The organism is Novosphingobium sp., from assembly GCF_027531025.1.
Taxonomy (GTDB): domain Bacteria; phylum Pseudomonadota; class Alphaproteobacteria; order Sphingomonadales; family Sphingomonadaceae; genus Novosphingobium.
In genome coordinates this window covers 146,305-161,854 of sequence record NZ_JAPZQX010000006.1, presented here as the reverse complement: position 1 = coordinate 161,854, position 15,550 = coordinate 146,305, and the positions used below count along the sequence as shown (strand labels likewise).

General features: G+C 69.9%; 19 protein-coding genes. All 19 read left to right on the top strand.

The genetic code is table 11. The features are described from left to right. The first annotated feature begins 146 nt into the window (after window positions 1-146). On the top strand, window positions 147-1,409 hold the full coding sequence (locus O9281_RS10475; RefSeq protein ID WP_298185381.1) for a sigma 54-interacting transcriptional regulator: 1,263 nt from the start codon (window positions 147-149) through the stop codon (window positions 1,407-1,409). Then, the gene (gene fliE / locus O9281_RS10470) at window positions 1,406-1,765 is read left to right on the top strand and encodes a flagellar hook-basal body complex protein FliE (protein ID WP_298185379.1); all 360 of its coding nucleotides are present in this window, start codon (window positions 1,406-1,408) and stop codon (window positions 1,763-1,765) included. The genes O9281_RS10475 and fliE overlap by 4 nt, the downstream gene beginning before the upstream one ends. Window positions 1,766-1,768: 3 nt before the next feature. Beyond that, window positions 1,769-3,370 carry a flagellar basal-body MS-ring/collar protein FliF gene (gene fliF / locus O9281_RS10465; RefSeq protein ID WP_298185377.1) on the top strand — a complete coding sequence of 534 codons (1,602 nt, stop codon included), beginning with the start codon at window positions 1,769-1,771 and terminating at the stop codon, window positions 3,368-3,370. Then, the gene (locus O9281_RS10460) at window positions 3,367-4,392 is read left to right on the top strand and encodes a FliG C-terminal domain-containing protein (protein ID WP_298185375.1); all 1,026 of its coding nucleotides are present in this window, start codon (window positions 3,367-3,369) and stop codon (window positions 4,390-4,392) included. Before fliF ends, O9281_RS10460 begins: the two co-directional genes overlap by 4 nt. Next, the gene (locus tag O9281_RS10455) at window positions 4,385-4,954 is read left to right on the top strand and encodes a FliH/SctL family protein (protein WP_298185371.1); all 570 of its coding nucleotides are present in this window, start codon (window positions 4,385-4,387) and stop codon (window positions 4,952-4,954) included. Before O9281_RS10460 ends, O9281_RS10455 begins: the two co-directional genes overlap by 8 nt. Continuing rightward, entirely contained in the window at window positions 4,948-6,276 is a 1,329-nt protein-coding gene (locus O9281_RS10450) for a FliI/YscN family ATPase (protein WP_298185368.1), read from the top strand. Before O9281_RS10455 ends, O9281_RS10450 begins: the two co-directional genes overlap by 7 nt. Continuing rightward, on the top strand, window positions 6,266-6,694 hold the full coding sequence (locus tag O9281_RS10445) for a hypothetical protein (RefSeq protein WP_298185366.1): 429 nt from the start codon (window positions 6,266-6,268) through the stop codon (window positions 6,692-6,694). Before O9281_RS10450 ends, O9281_RS10445 begins: the two co-directional genes overlap by 11 nt. Before the next feature lie 31 nt (window positions 6,695-6,725). Next, window positions 6,726-7,919: a hypothetical protein gene (locus tag O9281_RS10440; protein ID WP_298185363.1), complete on the top strand. Its 1,194-nt coding sequence runs from the start codon at window positions 6,726-6,728 to the stop codon at window positions 7,917-7,919. A gap of 23 nt (window positions 7,920-7,942) precedes the next feature. After that, window positions 7,943-8,530 carry a flagellar basal body-associated FliL family protein gene (locus tag O9281_RS10435; protein ID WP_298185361.1) on the top strand — a complete coding sequence of 196 codons (588 nt, stop codon included), beginning with the start codon at window positions 7,943-7,945 and terminating at the stop codon, window positions 8,528-8,530. Between the two features lie 7 nt (window positions 8,531-8,537). Continuing rightward, window positions 8,538-9,377, top strand: coding sequence for a FliM/FliN family flagellar motor C-terminal domain-containing protein (locus tag O9281_RS10430; RefSeq protein WP_298185359.1), 840 nt, complete (start codon window positions 8,538-8,540; stop codon window positions 9,375-9,377). Window positions 9,378-9,396: 19 nt separating this feature from the next. Beyond that, entirely contained in the window at window positions 9,397-9,669 is a 273-nt protein-coding gene (fliN, locus tag O9281_RS10425) for a flagellar motor switch protein FliN (protein ID WP_298185357.1), read from the top strand. Next, window positions 9,669-9,938: a flagellar biosynthetic protein FliO gene (locus tag O9281_RS10420; protein ID WP_298185355.1), complete on the top strand. Its 270-nt coding sequence runs from the start codon at window positions 9,669-9,671 to the stop codon at window positions 9,936-9,938. Before fliN ends, O9281_RS10420 begins: the two co-directional genes overlap by 1 nt. Before the next feature lie 23 nt (window positions 9,939-9,961). Next, window positions 9,962-10,702 (top strand): flagellar type III secretion system pore protein FliP, encoded by a 741-nt coding sequence (gene fliP, locus O9281_RS10415; RefSeq protein WP_298185583.1) that lies wholly within the window; start codon window positions 9,962-9,964, stop codon window positions 10,700-10,702. Window positions 10,703-10,706: 4 nt separating this feature from the next. After that, window positions 10,707-10,979, top strand: coding sequence for a flagellar biosynthetic protein FliQ (locus O9281_RS10410; RefSeq protein WP_298185352.1), 273 nt, complete (start codon window positions 10,707-10,709; stop codon window positions 10,977-10,979). Continuing rightward, window positions 10,976-11,758, top strand: coding sequence for a flagellar biosynthetic protein FliR (gene fliR, locus O9281_RS10405; protein WP_298185349.1), 783 nt, complete (start codon window positions 10,976-10,978; stop codon window positions 11,756-11,758). Before O9281_RS10410 ends, fliR begins: the two co-directional genes overlap by 4 nt. Next, complete coding sequence (locus tag O9281_RS10400) at window positions 11,755-12,900, top strand: flagellar biosynthesis protein FlhB (protein WP_298185347.1); 1,146 nt, start codon at window positions 11,755-11,757, stop codon at window positions 12,898-12,900. Before fliR ends, O9281_RS10400 begins: the two co-directional genes overlap by 4 nt. Before the next feature lie 30 nt (window positions 12,901-12,930). Further along, a complete protein-coding gene (gene fliD, locus O9281_RS10395; RefSeq protein ID WP_298185344.1) occupies window positions 12,931-14,346 on the top strand; it encodes a flagellar filament capping protein FliD in 1,416 nt (471 codons plus the stop codon). Then, window positions 14,325-14,723: a flagellar protein FliS gene (locus tag O9281_RS10390; protein ID WP_298185341.1), complete on the top strand. Its 399-nt coding sequence runs from the start codon at window positions 14,325-14,327 to the stop codon at window positions 14,721-14,723. The genes fliD and O9281_RS10390 overlap by 22 nt, the downstream gene beginning before the upstream one ends. 166 nt (window positions 14,724-14,889) lie before the next feature. Next, on the top strand, window positions 14,890-15,492 hold the full coding sequence (locus O9281_RS10385; RefSeq protein WP_298185339.1) for a LuxR C-terminal-related transcriptional regulator: 603 nt from the start codon (window positions 14,890-14,892) through the stop codon (window positions 15,490-15,492). Window positions 15,493-15,550 lie beyond the last annotated feature (58 nt).

The window sequence follows — 15,550 nt, the reverse complement described above, 5'->3', positions numbered from 1 at the left end:
TAGAGCGGCAAGCGACAGAAAAGTTTAAGGGCACCCGCCCCGCAATTTGCCACTTAGGGGTTTTTAGCTAACCATCCGTTTCCCCATTCTTTGCCGGGATCAGTGCATATCCCCTGTGAAGGATATCGATACGGGGGTTAACAGGCGTGACGGCAGCAAACATCAGCGATGCCACCTGGCGGCAGCACAGCGTGCTGGCCGAACGGGTCGCTTCCGTCCTGGGTCTGGCCGGACCCGACTTTGGCAGGCTGCGGACACAGCATGATCCCGTGCCGAGCGGCCCGGCACCCTGCCTGACGCTGGAGCGCGCCGCGCGCCCCGGCCTGCGCCGCGAGGATGGCCGCGCCCGTTACCACCTGACCTATCGCGATCCCTCTGGCGAGGCGGCCCTTGCCGCCGCGCTGGCGGCCATGACCCAGCCGTCACACCCGATCGCGGTCGATCCCGAAAGCCTTTCTGTGCTGGCCCTGGCCGAGAGGCTGGCGGCCAGCGACATCCCCGTGCTGATCGCGGGGCCGACCGGCACCGGCAAGGAAGTGCTCAGCCGCTTCATCCACGATCGCAGCCCGCGCCGTGCCGGCCCCTTCGTGGCGGTGAACTGCGCGGCCATGCCCGAAACCATGCTCGAAGCCATGCTGTTCGGCCACCAGAAGGGTGCCTTCACCGGGGCGACCCAGGCCAGCGAAGGCTTCTTCCGCGCCGCCGATGGCGGCACCCTGCTGCTCGACGAGATCGCCGAGATGCCGCTGGCGCTCCAGGCCAAGCTGCTGCGCGCGCTGCAGGAAGGCGAAGTCGTGCCGATCGGCGCGACCCGCCCGGTCAAGGTCGATGTGCGGATCATTGCCGCCGCCAACCGCGACCTGCCGAGCGAAGTTGCCGCCGGCCGGTTCCGCGAAGACCTGTTCTACCGCCTCAATGTTTTCCCGCTCACGCTGCGTCCGCTGCGCGAGCGCGGGGATGACGTGGCCCCGCTGGCCTTTGCCATGCTGCTGCGCCACGCCCCGGCTCACCGCGCGCTGCCCTGGCTGAGCGAGGCGGCGCTGGCCAAGCTGAAACTGCACACCTGGCCCGGCAACGTGCGCGAACTGGAAAACGTGATCCGCCGCGCGCTGTTGCTGGCTGACGGCGCCGAGGAAATCGGCGCGGCGCAGATCCTGTTCGATCAGCCCGCCCGGCTGGCCTCCGCCCCGGCCCGGCCCCAGTTCGAACCGCGCAGCCTGGCCGAACCGCGCCGCCTGGCCGATGCGGTTCAGCGCAGCGAGGCCGAAGCGATCCTCGAAGTGCTCGATGCCGTCGGCGGCAACCGGATCGCCGCCGCGCGCGAGCTTGGCATTTCCGAACGGACCCTGCGCTATCGCCTCGCCGCCTTCCGTGAGGCCGGCCTCGCCATCGCCGGAGCCGGCCGATGAGTGTCGGCGGGATCGGCAATGCCGGCAGCGTCCAGCAGATCCTGGCGCTGCGCCAGCAGATCGTCGACCGGTCGCAGCTGCTCCAGCAATTGCAGCAGCCGGCCAGCGCCGAAACCCAAGCGCCGGTTGGTGCTGCAGGCGGCTTTGGTGCCGCGCTGCAAGGCGCGCTCGAGCAGGTCAACCAGGTCCAGGCGCGTTCCTCGGCCCTGACCGAAGCTTATGAAAAGGGTGAGGTCACCGACATCGCCAAGGTGATGCTTGCCCGCCAGGAAGCCGGGATCGCCTTCGAGGCGACGCTGCAGGTCCGCAATCGCCTGCTCTCGGCTTACCAGGACATCATGCGGATGGGGGTCTGATAGATGGCTGAACTGGTTCCCGCGCCGATGTCGCCGACCGCGACCGCGCCCAACGATCCGCTGCAGCGCCTGCGTGGCTTCGCCGCCCAGCCGGCCGTACGCCGCGCCGCGCCCTGGCTCGCCGGGGTCGGGGCCCTGGGCCTCGCCGCGCTGGCCTGGGCCGTGATCGCCACCCCGCCCCAGCGCCAGCTGTTCGCCGAACTGGCCGATGCCGAGCGGGCCGGCGTGGTGACCGCGCTGGACGGAGCCGGGATCGCCTATACCATCGACAATGCCACCGGCGCACTGAGCGTGGCCGAGGACGAGCTCTATCGCGCCCGCATGGTCGTGGCCGCCGATGGCGCGCTGGCCACGCCCGATGCCAGCGCCAGCCTCGACAGCCTGCCGCTGGGGGCCAGCCGCACGCTGGAAGGCGCGCGCCTGCGCGAAGCCCGCGAGCGTGAACTGGAATTGACGATCCGCGAGATCCAGGGCGTCGAAGGCGTCCGGGTCCATCTCGCCGAAGCCAACCGCAGCGCCTTCGTGCGCGAGGACTCGCCGCCCAGCGCCTCGGTCATGCTGCGCATGGCGCGCGGGCGGACCCTAGGCGAGGGACAGGTAGCGGCGATCGTCAACCTGGTGGCCGCCTCGGTACCGGGCATGTCGCCCGATGCCGTGCGGGTGGTCGACCAGGGTGGTCGCCTGCTCTCGGATCGCACCAGCGGCAAGGACAACGACCGGATCGAACTGCAGACCCGACTGGAAACCAAGCTGCGCGGCCAGCTCGACCAACTGCTCACCCCGATCCTCGGCGAGGGCCAGTTCAGCAGCGAGATCCAGGTCGAGCTCGACATGGACCAGGTCACCTCGGCCCGTGAAAGCTATGAAAAGGACGGCGCGCTGCGCACCGAAAGCCAGGCCCAGTCGCAAGGCGCGGCTGCCGGGCTGGTTGGCGGAGTCCCGGGCGCGCTGGCCAATACGCCGCCGCCGGCTACCACCCTGCAACCCGGCGCGCCGCAGCCCACCGTCCCTCCGGCCGGCGCTGCGCCGCTGGCTACCGGCGAATCGAGCGCGACCCGGACTTATGAACTGGGCCGCGAAGTGGCGGTCAGCAATGCCGCGCCGGGCAAGGTCAAGCGGCTGTCGGTCGCCGTGGCGATCAGCGCCGAGGCGATGAAGAAACAGGGCCGCCCGGCCGATCTCGAAGCGCTCAAGGCGCTGGTCAGTGCCGCTGTGGGGGCCGATGCCCAGCGCGGCGACCAGGTCGCAGTACTGGCCCGTCCCTTCGAACCCGTAGCCGAAACCGGCACACCCTTCTACGAGGCAGCCTGGTTCAGCCTCGTCCTGCGCAGCCTGGTTGGCCTGCTGGCCGTGGCCCTGGTCCTGCTGCTGGTCGGGCGACCCTTGCTGAAGATGCTCAAGCGCTATGCCGATGGCAGCGGTGCCGGCGCGGCAGACAGACTTGCCCTGCCCGGACCAGCCGCAGGCCGGTCCACCGGATCCGATGATCCGGCGCAGCTCGGCAAGCAGGTGGAACTCGCCAAGCGACTGGTCGAGGAAAAGCCCGAAGACGCCCTGGTCGCGCTGCGCCGGATGCTGAAGCCGGCCCCGGACAGCAAATCATGATGGCGGCCATCCACCAGACCGCGCTGAGCGACGCCGAACGGGCTGCCGTGATGGTGATGCTGCTCGACGAAGGGCTTGCGGCCAGCCTGCTGGCCCGGCTCGAACCCGACGAGCTGGCCGTGCTGGGCGACAAGATGTGCGCACTGGGCGAGATCGGGCCCGACCTGATCCGTCAGTCGATTGCGGGCTTTGTCGACCATGCCGATCGCTCCGGGATCGGGGCGGAAGGGCGGCCGACGCGGGTTCGCAATCTCATGACCGAGGCGCTTGGCCCGCTGAAGGCCGACAACCTGATGGATCGAATCCTGCCGCAGGGCGAAACCCAGCGCGGCTCGATCGAACTGGCCCGCTGGCTCAATGCCCCGGCGCTGATCGAACTGGTCGAAGGCGAACATCCCCAGGCGATCGCTCTGCTGCTGCTGCAACTTCAGACCGAAGTGGCGGCCGAAGTGCTGCGCGCCCTGCCCTCGGCGCTCCAGCCGCAGGTGATGCACCGGATCGCCACGATGGGACCGGTTTCGGGCGAGGCGCTGGCCATGCTCGACCGGCTGCTGAACGAGCGGATCGCGGCCCTGCATGGCCCGGCCATGTTGCAACTGGGCGGCGCGCGCGAGGCGGCCGAGATCATCAACAATGCCGGCAAGGCGGTCGAGAAGCGCGTCATGCCGGAACTCACCCGGATGGACCGGACCCTGGCCCGCGCGATCGAGAACGAGATGTTCAAGTTCGAGCACCTCTTCGCGCTCAGCCCGCTGGAAATGGGCGCTCTGCTGCGCGAAGTGGAAAGCGAAGTCCTGATCGATGCGCTGAAGGGCATTGGCGAGGAGCAGCGCGACGTGTTCTTCCAGGCCATGTCGAGCCGCGCGGCCGAAGGCGTGAAGGACGAGATCGCCGCGCGCGGCCGCCTGAAGCTGGCCGAGGTGCAGGAAGCCCAGAAGGTGATCGTGAACACCGCGAAGCGACTGGCCAACGAAGGGATCATCGCCTTCGGTTCGGGCAGCGCGGACGGCGAATATGTCTAGTCTGCCGCTGGCAGTCCTTGGCGGGGCGGGCGGCTTTGCCAGTGATCCGCGCTTTTCGGGTCAAGCCATGGTGCCGCCTGCCCCGCCGCCCGAAGATCGCGTGGCCCTGGCCTGGGCCGATGGCCACGCCGCCGGCTATGCCGAAGCCCTGGCGGAAGCAGCCCTGCGCCGCGAGGCCGATGACCTGGCACGCGCCCGGATCGAACTGGCCCTGGCGCGGCTCGACGCCGAACAGGGTGAAGTCCTGCGGCAGCGGCTGGTCGAAACCGTGACCGCGCTGTGCGAGACCGCTCTGGCCCCGCTGGCAATGGATCCTGACGCCCTGGTCCAGCGCGCCACGCGCGCCACCGCCATGCTGGCCCGGGCCGACGATGCCGCCGTGCTGCGGCTTCACCCCGATGACCTGGCCCTGATCGTGGCCCGCTTGCCCGCGGGCCTGCCGGTGGAACCCGATCCGGCGCTGGAACGGGGTGCCTTGCGGCTGGAAGGCAGCGCAGGCGGGGTCGAGGATGGCCCGGCGCAATGGCGGCGGGCCCTGGCCGAAGCGCTCGGCCCGTGCTGAATCGCTGCCTGCCGCTGCTGGACGAACTGGGCGAGGCGCAATTGCGGCTCGATCCGGTGCGCTATGGGCTGGTCAGCGCCTGCGATGGCGGCCTGCTGGAGGTCAGCGGCCTCAACGCGCCGATTGGCGCGCTGTGCGACGTGGCCCATGGGGCCGCGCCGCTGACCGCCGAAGTGATCGGCTTCCGCAATGGCCGCTCGCTGTTGATGCTGCTGGGCGATACGGTGATGCTGCGTCCGGGTTCACGGGTGCGCACCCGCGGGCAGCCCGGCATGGTTCCCGTGGGTGAGGCCTATCTGGGCCGCGCCGTCGATGGCGCGGGCGTGCCGATCGATGGCGGTCCGCCGCTCCATGCCCGCGCACTGTGGCCCGCCGGCGGTAAACGCGCCGGGGCGCTCGATCGCAGCCCGGTGCGCAGCCCCTTCGACACCGGTGTGCGTGCGCTTAATGCTCTCACCACTTTCGGGATCGGCCAGCGGATCGGGATCATGGCCGGATCAGGGGTCGGCAAGTCGGTCCTGCTCGACATGATCGCCACCGGAGCCGAGGCCGAGATCGTGATCGTCGGCCTGATCGGCGAACGTGCGCGCGAGGTTTCCGACTTCGTCGAACGTCACATGCACGGCGCCAAGCGCGAGCGCACGGCGGTGATTGCCGTTCCGGCCGACCATGCCCCCAACCTGCGGCTGCGCGGGGCGATGCTGGCGACGAGCCTCGCCGAACATTTCCGCGCCCAGGGCCGTCAGGTCCTGCTGATCATGGACAGCCTGACCCGCGTGGCCCACGCGGGCCGCGAGATCGCCCTGCTGCTGGGTGAACCCGGCGCGGCGCGCGGCTATCCCCCTTCGGCGCTGGCAACGATCACCAAGCTGGTCGAGCGGGCGGGCAATTCGGCCGCTTCGGGCGGTTCGATCACCGGGCTTTACACCGTGCTGGCCGATGGCGATGCACAGGACGATCCGGTGGTCGATACCGCCCGCGCAATCCTCGATGGCCATGTCGTGCTGAGCCGCGACCTGGCCCAGCGCGGGCAGTATCCGGCAATCGACGTCGCCGCCTCGCTCAGCCGGGTGATGGCCGATATTGCCGGGCCCGATCACCTGGCCCTGGCTCGGCGGTTCCGCGCACTAGTCGCCGCTTACGAAGCCAACCGCGACCTGGTGCTGATGGGGGCCTATCGCCCCGGCGCCGATCCGCAGCTTGACCGGGCGATCGCCCTCCACGACCGGCTGACCGAGTTCCTGTGCCAGCCTGCGCGCAGCACGGTACCGCTCGACCAGTCGATCGCCGCGCTGGCCGCGCTACTGCGCGATGACGGCTGAGGCAGCGCGGCTGAAGCGGCTGACGCGGCTCGAACGGGTGCGCGCGCTGGCCAAGCAGGATGCGCTGCGCGCCGCCGCAGAGGCGGAAGGACACCTGGCGCAATTGCAGGCCCTGGCCGACCGCACCGCCCGCCTCGCCGCCGATTACCGCGCGCGGCGCGATTGCACCAGCGGGGCGGACTTGCGACGCCTGGCGATCTTTGCCGATGGCCTTGCCGCAATTGGCAGCGCCACCACCCGCGATGCCCTGGCCGCAAGGGCTGCCGCCGACCAGCGCCAGCTCGACCTCGCCCGCGCCGAACGCAGCCGCGCGGCGGTGGAGGAACGCGCCCGGACCGAGGCCCAGAAGCTCGCCCGGCAGCGCGCGCGGCCGCCCCTGGCCGCCCGCAAGGCAATTGGCACGGGTCTTGAAGGGTAAGCTTGCGAAGCCCTGAGAAGGACCCGCATTGATGCTGCCGCTTTCTGCCCCATTGAACACCCAGACTGCCCCGACCACGATCGACGCCCCCACCAGCAATGGCGGAAATCGGGCGGAAAATGGCGGGTTCGGCGTGCTCCTGGCCCAGTTGGGCGATGGCGCTGCCGGGCAACCGGCCAATGATGAAACGGCGGCAACCATAGCTGCAGCGACGCCCCCCGCCGGCAAGGGTTTGCCGGATGGCGGCAAGGATTTGCCGGTTGCCGAAGATGTGGAAGCCGAAGCGCCGGCAACCGCGCCCGTTATGCTGCTGCCTCTGGCCGCGAACATCCTGATCGCCGGCAGCCCGGCCCCGGCCCAGCCCGCGCTCGATACCCCGCGCGAACCAGCAACCGGGGATGCCCGTCCGGCCTCCACCCCGCTGCTGCCCGCCCCGGTTGCTCCGCCGCGCCTGGCTCCGGGCCAGGATCAGCCCGCCCCCGCCCTGCCCGTGCTGCAGGTGGCCGCGACCGAACTGCCCGAAGCGGCGCGGGTACTGCCCGAACCGCCGCGCTATGCCCCGCCCCCGCGTCTGGCCGCCAGCCTGCGGGTCAAGCTGGAGGGCGGCATCAGCCCCGCGCCACTGCGCGACAAGGCGATCGAGGCCCTGCTGCCCGGCGCAGCCCTGCTGCCCGGCGCATCTGCTTCGGCCACGGCCACCGGTAACCCGTCGCTGGGTCTGGCGGTTCCGTCCGTGACGGCCAGCCCGCTCCAAACCGGCGCCGCCGCGCCGACGGCCGAGGCCATGCTGCGCCCGCAGGACTTTGCCCAGCTGATCGAGCGGCTGGTTGCAGCGCGCGAAGCGGCCGTGCCGCAGGCTGCCTCGCTCAGCCTGGCGCACTCCGAATTCGGGCGGATCGACCTCAGCTTCTCGCGCGATGGCAATGGGCTGTCGGTCGCCCTTGCCAGCCCCGATCCCGACTTTGCCCGCGCTGTCCAGGCCGCCGTCCCGCCTGCTCCCGCCACCAGCGATGCCGGAACTCAGCGCCAGCCCGGCAGCGGCACAGGCTCGCACGATGGCGCGAGCGCCCATTCGCAGGGTTCGCATTCCGGCCAGCCATCCGCCCAGGGCGGCGAGCGGCGCGATGGCCGTCCGGCTGACCAGCCCATGCCCGGGCGCGCCCGCGCCGATCGGGTCGCCACCCATTCTGCCCGCGACCTGCGCGGCGCCGGCATCTTTGCCTGACCCCGAAGCCAGAGGACCCAACGATGAGTGACAAGACCGAAACCGCCGCACCGCCGAAGAAGGGCAAGGGCCTGGTGGTGAAGCTGCTGGTGGGCCTGGCGCTGGTCGGCGCGGGCGGCGGCGGGGCCTTTGCCCTGGTGCAGTCCGGCATGCTGGACCAGGTCAAGGGAGGGGCAAAGGAAGACAACCAGCCGCAGCTGGTCCGCAAGGGCGAGGAAGACCCCTATGCCCTGCCGACCAAGGGCAAGGAGGGCGATGTCCCCGCCGACATCGATGGAGAAGGCGGCAGCGAATACCGCACCAGCTATTACAACTTTACCGAGGACTTCACTTCGAACCTCAAGAACTCGGCCGCGCTGATCCAGGTCAGCGTGGCCTGTTCGACCCGGCGCGACGGGCGGGTGCTGATGTGGCTGCGCAAGCACGAGCTGGCGATCCGCAGCGAGATGCTGGTCGTCCTGGCCGACACGCCCGAAGAAGAAGCCTTCAGCCCCGAAGGCAAGAAGCGCCTGCAGGCCCGGCTGACCGAGACGATCAACCGCGTGCTGACCGAACGCGAGGGTTTTGGCGGGGTCGATGCCGTCTATTTCAAATCCTTCCTGGTGCAGTGAGGCGGCGATGAGCAAGCCCATCCGCGCCTTTGTCGCCGCCGCGCCGGCCGCTCAGCATTGCGCCGAGCTGGTCGCGCGTGGCCCCGATCCGGCCGAGCTTGGCCTGCGCTGGCGCATGCTGGGCGAACGCCTGGCCGAGGCGCTGACGCTGCACCTTGCGCCGGTGCTGGGCGGCAAGTCCCCCCGGGTTGCCGTGAGCGCCGATGCTACCCTGCCGCCGGTGGCGGCGCATGGCCTCGTCAACCGTACCGGCACGCAAGAACCACTGGCCCTGGCGATCGATGGCGCGGCCATGCTGCGGCTGATCGACCGGGCCTTTGGCGGTCCGGGCGAAGTGCCGCTGCCCCTGCCGAGCACCCTGCCGCCCTCGGCCACGCTGGTGGTCGGGCGGGTCGCAGCCGCGATCGGTGCCGCCCTCGCCGATACGCTGGATTGCAGCACCGAAGAGCTGGTTTTCCAGCCGCGCGCCGAGGCCCCGGAAGCGATGGGCGCGGCCGCGCTCACCCTGCTGGTCAGCCAGGGCAGCGATCCGGCCTGGCCGATCGTGCTGGCGCTATCGCCCGGGGGCCTCGCCGAATGGCTTGGCCCGCGCCGGGTCGAGGCAGCTGCCCGCCGCAGCGCCGATCCCGCCGCCGCGCCCTTTGCCGATGTCCCGCTGCCGCTGGCGGCGCGGCTGGTCGACATGCGCGTGCCGCTCAGCACCGTTGCCCGGCTCGAACCCGGCATGGTGCTCCCGGTCGCCATTGCCCGCGCCGTCCCGCTGGAGGCCGGCGGCGTGGTGATCGCGCGCGGGACGGTCGGCAACCAGGACGACCGCATTGCCATCAAGCTTACTCACATTGCCTGACAGGAACGGAAGAGATCCCATGACCATTCACACCCGCGGCTTTGACCTGTTGAAGGAAGTCGACGTCCGCCTCTCGGTCGAGCTCGGCAAGACCGACATGAAACTGAAGGACGTCCTCGCACTCGGCGAGGAATCGGTCGTCATGCTTGACCGGCTGACCGACGAGCTGCTCGACGTGCTGGTCAACGGCAAGCTGATCGCGCGGGGCGAGATCGTGACCGAGGGCAACCGCTTCGGCCTGCGGATCGTCGAACTGGCCGGTGGCGCCGCCCCGGGCGGAGAGATCGCCTGATGGGCTGGTACATCCTCAAGCTGGTCCTGCTGCTGCCGCTGATCGCGGGGCTGGCCTGGGCCTCGCTCAAGCTGGCAGCCAAGGCCCAGGCGAAATTCGGCGCCGCGCCGCAGGGCGGCAAGGCGGTGCGGGTGGTGGAAACCACCATGCTGTCGCCCACGCTCAAGCTGGCGGTGATCGAGTTCCACGGGCGCGAGATCCTGGTCTCGGTCTCGCGCAACGGGCTGGCGCGGCTGGCCGAGGCTCCGGCGCGGGAGATCGAACCGTGAGGAAGCTTCTCGCCCTTCCCGCCCTGCTCCTGCCCACGCTGGCCCATGCCCAGGCAGCCGTCGGCGCGGCGGCACAGGCCGCCGTGCCCGGCGCGCTGGACCGCGCGTTCGGCGCGATTGGCGGCGCCCAGGGCTCGGGCCTGTCGCTCTCGCTCCAGCTGCTGCTGCTGATGGGGCTGCTGACGATCCTGCCCGGCCTGCTGCTGATGATGACCAGCTTCACCCGGATCCTGATCGTCCTGTCGATCCTGCGCCAGGCGCTGGGCCTGCAACAGAGCCCGCCCAACCAGGTGCTGATCGGCCTCGCGCTGTTCCTCAGCCTGTTCGTCATGGCCCCGACGCTGGAGCGGGTGAACCAGACCGCGATTGCCCCCTATGCCGCGGGCACGATCAACGCCGAGCAGGCGATTGCCAACGGCGGCAAGGAATTCCACGCCTTCATGCTGCGCCAGACCCGCAAGACCGACCTCGCCATGTTTGCCGACATGGCCAAGGCGCCCAAGTTCGCGCGGGGCGAGGACGTGCCCTTCTCGATCCTGCTCCCGGCTTTCGTCACCAGCGAACTCAAGACCGCGTTCCAGATCGGCTTCATGCTGTTCCTGCCCTTCCTGGTGATCGACCTGGTGGTCTCGTCCGTGCTGATGAGCCTGGGGATGATGATGATGAGTCCAACCATCGTCAGCCTGCCATTCAAGCTGCTGCTGTTCGTGCTGGTCGATGGCTGGGCGCTGCTGATGGGCAGCCTCGCGGCAAGTTTCGGATAGCGCCATGGACGATACCGCTGCCCTCCTTTCGCTGGCCGACCGGATGCTGTGGACCACCGCGCTGGTCGCGGCCCCGGTCCTGCTGGCCACCCTTGCTGTCGGGATCGTGATCGGGATCGTCCAGGCGGCGACCTCGGTCAACGAACAGACGCTGACCTTCGTGCCCAAGCTGGCGATCAGCGCGCTGGTGCTGGTGGTGTTCGGCGCCTCGATGATGGGGCTGATCGGCGATTTCACGCAGGAAATCTTCGCCACCATCGCCGGGGGACCGCGATGATCGGCATGACCTTCGGCTTCGGCGCGCTCGAGGCCGAACTGTGGAAGCTGGTCTTCGTGATGACGCGGATCGGCGCCGCCCTGCTCGCCGCGCCGTTCTTTGGTGCGGGCACCGTGCCGGTGCAGTTGCGGGTGGCCATGACCGGGGCGATCGCCGTGCTGGTCTGCGCCTGGCTGCCGGTCCAGGTGCCGCCCGCGCTGCTCTCGGTCCAGGGGGTGCTGGCGATTTTTGGCGAGGTGCTGATCGGGCTGACGCTGGGCTTTGTCCTGCAACTGTGCTTCGCCGCTCCGGTGATCGCGGCCGAGCAGATCGGCGGGGCCATGGGCCTTAGCCTGGCGACCGCGGTCGACCCGGTCAGCGGCGCCCAATCGCCCGCGCTGGGGCAATACTTCACCGTGCTGCTGACCCTGATCTTCCTGGGCCTGGGCGGACACCTGCAATTCATCGCGCTGGTGATCGACAGCTATACCGCTTTCCCGCCGGGCCAGACCTGGCTGGGGCCGGAGCGGATCGAGACCGTGCTGGGCTTTGGCGGGACGATGTTCACCGCCGCGCTGGCCATCGCCCTGCCGGTCACGCTGGTGCTGCTGCTGGTCCAGGTGCTCACCGGGGTAATCAGCCGTTCCGCCCCGGCGCTGAACCTGTTCGCGCTGGGTCTGCCGCTGGGCGTGCTGGCGGGCCTGGCCGCGCTGATCCTGGCCGTGCCGCTGCTGATCGAACAGTTTGGCGACCTCTCTGCCCAGGGGCTTGAACAGGTCGGGAGCCTGCTGGTGCGATGAGCGAGACAGCCGGCGAAAAGAGCTTCGATCCAACTCCGAAGCGCAAGCTTGATGCCACGAAGAAGGGCGATGTCCTGCGCAGCCGCGAGCTGGGCACGGCGATTGCCGTGCTGCTGGGCGCGGCCTGGCTGAAATTTGCCGGCCCGTGGCTGTTCGATGCGATGGAGGGCACCCTGCGCGCGGGCTTTGTCTGGGATCGCCGCGCGATTGACGAATTCAACCCCGGATCGGCCATGCTGTCCGCCCTGCTGGCCACGCTGCCGCCGGTCCTCGCGCTGGCCGGGCTGGTCCTGGTCCTGACCTTCGCCGGCACGCTGATGACCGGCGACGGGCGCTGGGTGGGCGCCAACATGCTGCCCAAGGGCAACCGGCTCGATCCGATCGCCGGGCTCAAGCGGATGTTCGGGGCGACCGGCTGGATCGAGGCGGGCAAGGGCCTGCTCAAGCTGTTCCTGCTGGGCGCGATCGCCTGGTACTGGGCGCTGGGCTGGCTCGACCAGCTCATGTCGCTCGGCCGCGGCGCAACGGTCTGGCCGCAACTGGCCCTGGCCTGGGAAGCGATTATCGGGCTGCTGTTTGCCTTGTCGGCGGGCCTCGTCGTGATCGCGCTGATCGACTGGCCGGTACAATGGTGGCGGCGCAACCAGCGGCTGAAGATGAGTGCGCAGGAACTGCGCGACGAGCACAAGGAAGCCGAAGGGTCGCCCGAAAAGAAGATGGCGATCCGCCAGAAGCAGCGCCAGCTGGCGATGGGCGGCGTGGCCAAGGCCATGCAGGAAGCACAGTTCGTGCTGACCAACCCCAGCCACTTCTCGGTGGCCATGGCCTATGATCCGGCCAAGGCGGCCGCCCCGATCGTGCTGGCCAAGGGCCGCGGCGAAAAGGCGCTGGCGATGCGCGAGCTGGCCGCCGAGCTGGGCGTGCCCACGCTGGAATACCCGGCGCTTGCCCGTTCGGTCTACTTCACCACGCGCGAGCAGCAGGTGATCCGCGAGGAGCTTTACGCCGCGGTCGCCGGGGTGCTGGCCTTCGTGCTGTCGCTCAAGCGCGGCGAACGGGTGCAGCCGCCGCAGATCGAGGTGCCGCTGGCGCTGCGCTTCGACGCCGAAGGGCGGCCCGATCCGGCCGCCGCGCGGGCTTAACCGGCACCGCCCGCAACCGTTCTGGCAAACATGACCACCACCTCGGCCACGCAATCGATCGTTTCCGCACTCGGCGGCGGCAGCGGGGTCGACATGGCCGCGCTGGCCACCAGCCTGGCCGAGGCGCAATTTGCCGCGCGCAAGGACCGGATCGCCAGCCGCAGCGAACTGGTCGAACGGCAGGTTTCCGCCGCCAGCCAGCTACGCAGCCAGATCGCCCAGCTGGCCACTTCGGTGGGAGACCGGGTCCGCAGCGGTGACATTTCCACCCAGCCGCAGATCGCCAATGGTGCCGTTGCTACCGTCTCGCGCGGAGCGGCCAGCGGCAGCGGCACCTACAGCCTCGAAGTGACCGCACTGGCCCGCGGCCAGGTGCTCGCCTCGCCCACGCTGCCCGCTGGAGCCGCGCCAGGTTCCGGCACGCTGACGATCCGCTTTGGCACCCTCGATGGCACCTTTGCCGAGGATCCGGCCCGCACACCGCTGGCGCTGACCATTGCGCCGGGCACCACGCTGGCGGGCATCGCCGGCCAGATCAACGCCGCCCGCGCCGGGATCAGTGCCTATGTCGCGCAAGGACCAGGCGGCGCGCAGCTGGTGCTGAAAGGTAGTGAAGGCGCGCCGAACGGCTTCGTGGTCGAGGCCACCGAAGATCCGGCCCAGCCCGGCCTTGCCGCCCTGGCCTGGGCGCCGGGCAGCGATCCGGCGCGACTGACCGCCCAGGCCGCCGATGCCGCGTTCCGCCTCGATGGCGTGGCGCTGTCAGCGCGGTCCAACACGATCGACAACGTCGCCCCCGGCCTCTCGCTGCGCCTGACCGGAACCAATGCCGGTGCGCCGACCACGATCCGCTTCAGCCAGCCCAATACGGCGGTCAGCGGCTTCATGCAGGACTTTGCCTCCGCGCTGAACGAACTGGCCAGCAGCTTGGGCGAGCTGACCAATCCGCAAGGCGGCGACCTCGCCCGCGATCCCGGCGCGCGGGCACTGCGCCAGGCGCTGACCGGGCTCGGCAGTGCGGTGATCCTGCCCAATGCCGCGCCCGGCCAACCGCGCACGCTGGCCGAACTGGGGCTGGCGACCAATCGCGACGGCACCTTCCGGCTGGATGCGGGGCGGCTTGAGGCGGCGCTGAAGGCCGCGCCCGAAGGGGTGGCGGCGATGTTCACCACCGGCATTCACGGGGTCTATGCCACGCTTGACCGGCTGGCCCGCAATGCTGGGGCCGTGGGCAATCCCGGTTCGCTGGGCGGATCGGTGAGCCGCTACAATGCGCTCAAGACCCGCCTCACCGAGGAAGCGGCCGACCTGGCCGATGCCCAGGCCGCGCTGCGCAGCCAGTTGGCCAAGCGCTTTGCCGCAGCCGACAGCCGGGTCGGCGCCTCGCGCGGGACATTGTCCTTCCTGCAGAACCAGATCGACGCGTGGAACGCGCAGCGGAACTGATGATGCTGGTCCAGCAAAGCCCGCATGACGCCTATCGCCGCGTCGATTTCGATGCCCGGGTCGCCTCCGCCCGGCCCGACCAGCTGGTCGCGCTGTGCTTCGAACAGTTCGACCTGGCCCTCGGCAGCGCCATCGCGGCCGACCGGCGCGGCGACAATGCCCGGCGCAGTGCCAGCCTGACTCGCGCCCTGGCCGCGCTGGCTGCGCTGCAACTGGGGGTGGATCGCACGGCGGCTGGGGGCGATGCCCTGCTGCAGTTCTACGACGGCTTGCGGCGCAGCGTGCTGAGTAGTGTGCCCACGTTCGACCCCGCCACGCTGGCGCGGGCGCGGCGCGATGCGCTCGACGTCGCCGAGGCGCTCGGCCTGCGCGGATAAGGCACCATTTCGGAGCAAACGGCCCGGCCCGGAATTCCGCGCCGATCAGCCCTGAACCTCAGGAAATGTCCCTAGGTTAACCTTCGAAAGCGGCGCGAACCGGCCGCGCCGACCGGCCTGCCTCGCGGCATATCCCCTAGGCGTTAACCGCTAGGGAGCCACACTGATGGAACGCCGCCGCAGCATTGCCGTTGTCGACAGCAACTTTCGCCGCCGGGCCGCGATGAGCCACTCGCTGGCCGGCAGCGCAATCCATGTCGAACCCTTCGAGACGATCGACGAACTGGCCGCCAGCTGGCCGCGGACCGAGGCCATCATGGTGGAAGACCGGCACGAAGCGATCGAGGAACTGATCGGGCTGATGACCGAAAGGGGTCGCTGGCTGCCGCTGATCGCCTTTGCCGAGGAACCCTCGATCGAGCGAATCGTGCGGGCGGTCCTGGCCGGGGCAGTCGATTACCTGCACTGGCCGTGCGAGCCCGCGCAGGTGCTGGGCGCATTGATCGGGGCCGAAAGCGCCGGGCATTCGCTGGGCATGATCAAGCTGCGCGAGGCCCAGGCCCGCAGCCGCGTGCGCTGCCTGACCCGGCGCGAGCGCGAGGTGCTGGCGGGAGTGGCTGAAGGCAAGTCCAACCGCCTGATCGGCCAGCAGCTGGAAATCAGCCCGCGCACGGTCGAGATTCACCGCGCCAACATGCTAACCAAGATGGGGGCGAAGCACACCTCCGAAGCGATCCGGATCGCGATCGAGGCTTCGCTGTTGGCCTGACCGCGCTTGTGGCGCAATCGACCCTGAATGTCGGCCATTGTCCCATGGCCCCCTGCCG

Bases quoted from the DNA above. Each gene is read 5' to 3' on its own strand.
- O9281_RS10435 (WP_298185361.1), top strand. From the start codon at position 7,943: ATGAGTGACAAGACCGAAACCGCCGCACCGCCGAAGAAGGGCAAGGGC.
- O9281_RS10445 (WP_298185366.1), top strand. From the start codon at position 6,266: ATGACGGCTGAGGCAGCGCGGCTGAAGCGGCTGACGCGGCTCGAACGG.
- O9281_RS10420 (WP_298185355.1), top strand. From the start codon at position 9,669: ATGGGCTGGTACATCCTCAAGCTGGTCCTGCTGCTGCCGCTGATCGCG.
- fliN (WP_298185357.1), top strand. From the start codon at position 9,397: ATGACCATTCACACCCGCGGCTTTGACCTGTTGAAGGAAGTCGACGTC.
- O9281_RS10430 (WP_298185359.1), top strand. From the start codon at position 8,538: ATGAGCAAGCCCATCCGCGCCTTTGTCGCCGCCGCGCCGGCCGCTCAG.
- O9281_RS10455 (WP_298185371.1), top strand. From the start codon at position 4,385: ATGTCTAGTCTGCCGCTGGCAGTCCTTGGCGGGGCGGGCGGCTTTGCC.
- O9281_RS10385 (WP_298185339.1), top strand. From the start codon at position 14,890: ATGGAACGCCGCCGCAGCATTGCCGTTGTCGACAGCAACTTTCGCCGC.
- O9281_RS10440 (WP_298185363.1), top strand. From the start codon at position 6,726: ATGCTGCCGCTTTCTGCCCCATTGAACACCCAGACTGCCCCGACCACG.
- fliE (WP_298185379.1), top strand. From the start codon at position 1,406: ATGAGTGTCGGCGGGATCGGCAATGCCGGCAGCGTCCAGCAGATCCTG.
- O9281_RS10460 (WP_298185375.1), top strand. From the start codon at position 3,367: ATGATGGCGGCCATCCACCAGACCGCGCTGAGCGACGCCGAACGGGCT.
- O9281_RS10410 (WP_298185352.1), top strand. From the start codon at position 10,707: ATGGACGATACCGCTGCCCTCCTTTCGCTGGCCGACCGGATGCTGTGG.
- fliD (WP_298185344.1), top strand. From the start codon at position 12,931: ATGACCACCACCTCGGCCACGCAATCGATCGTTTCCGCACTCGGCGGC.
- fliF (WP_298185377.1), top strand. From the start codon at position 1,769: ATGGCTGAACTGGTTCCCGCGCCGATGTCGCCGACCGCGACCGCGCCC.
- fliR (WP_298185349.1), top strand. From the start codon at position 10,976: ATGATCGGCATGACCTTCGGCTTCGGCGCGCTCGAGGCCGAACTGTGG.
- O9281_RS10400 (WP_298185347.1), top strand. From the start codon at position 11,755: ATGAGCGAGACAGCCGGCGAAAAGAGCTTCGATCCAACTCCGAAGCGC.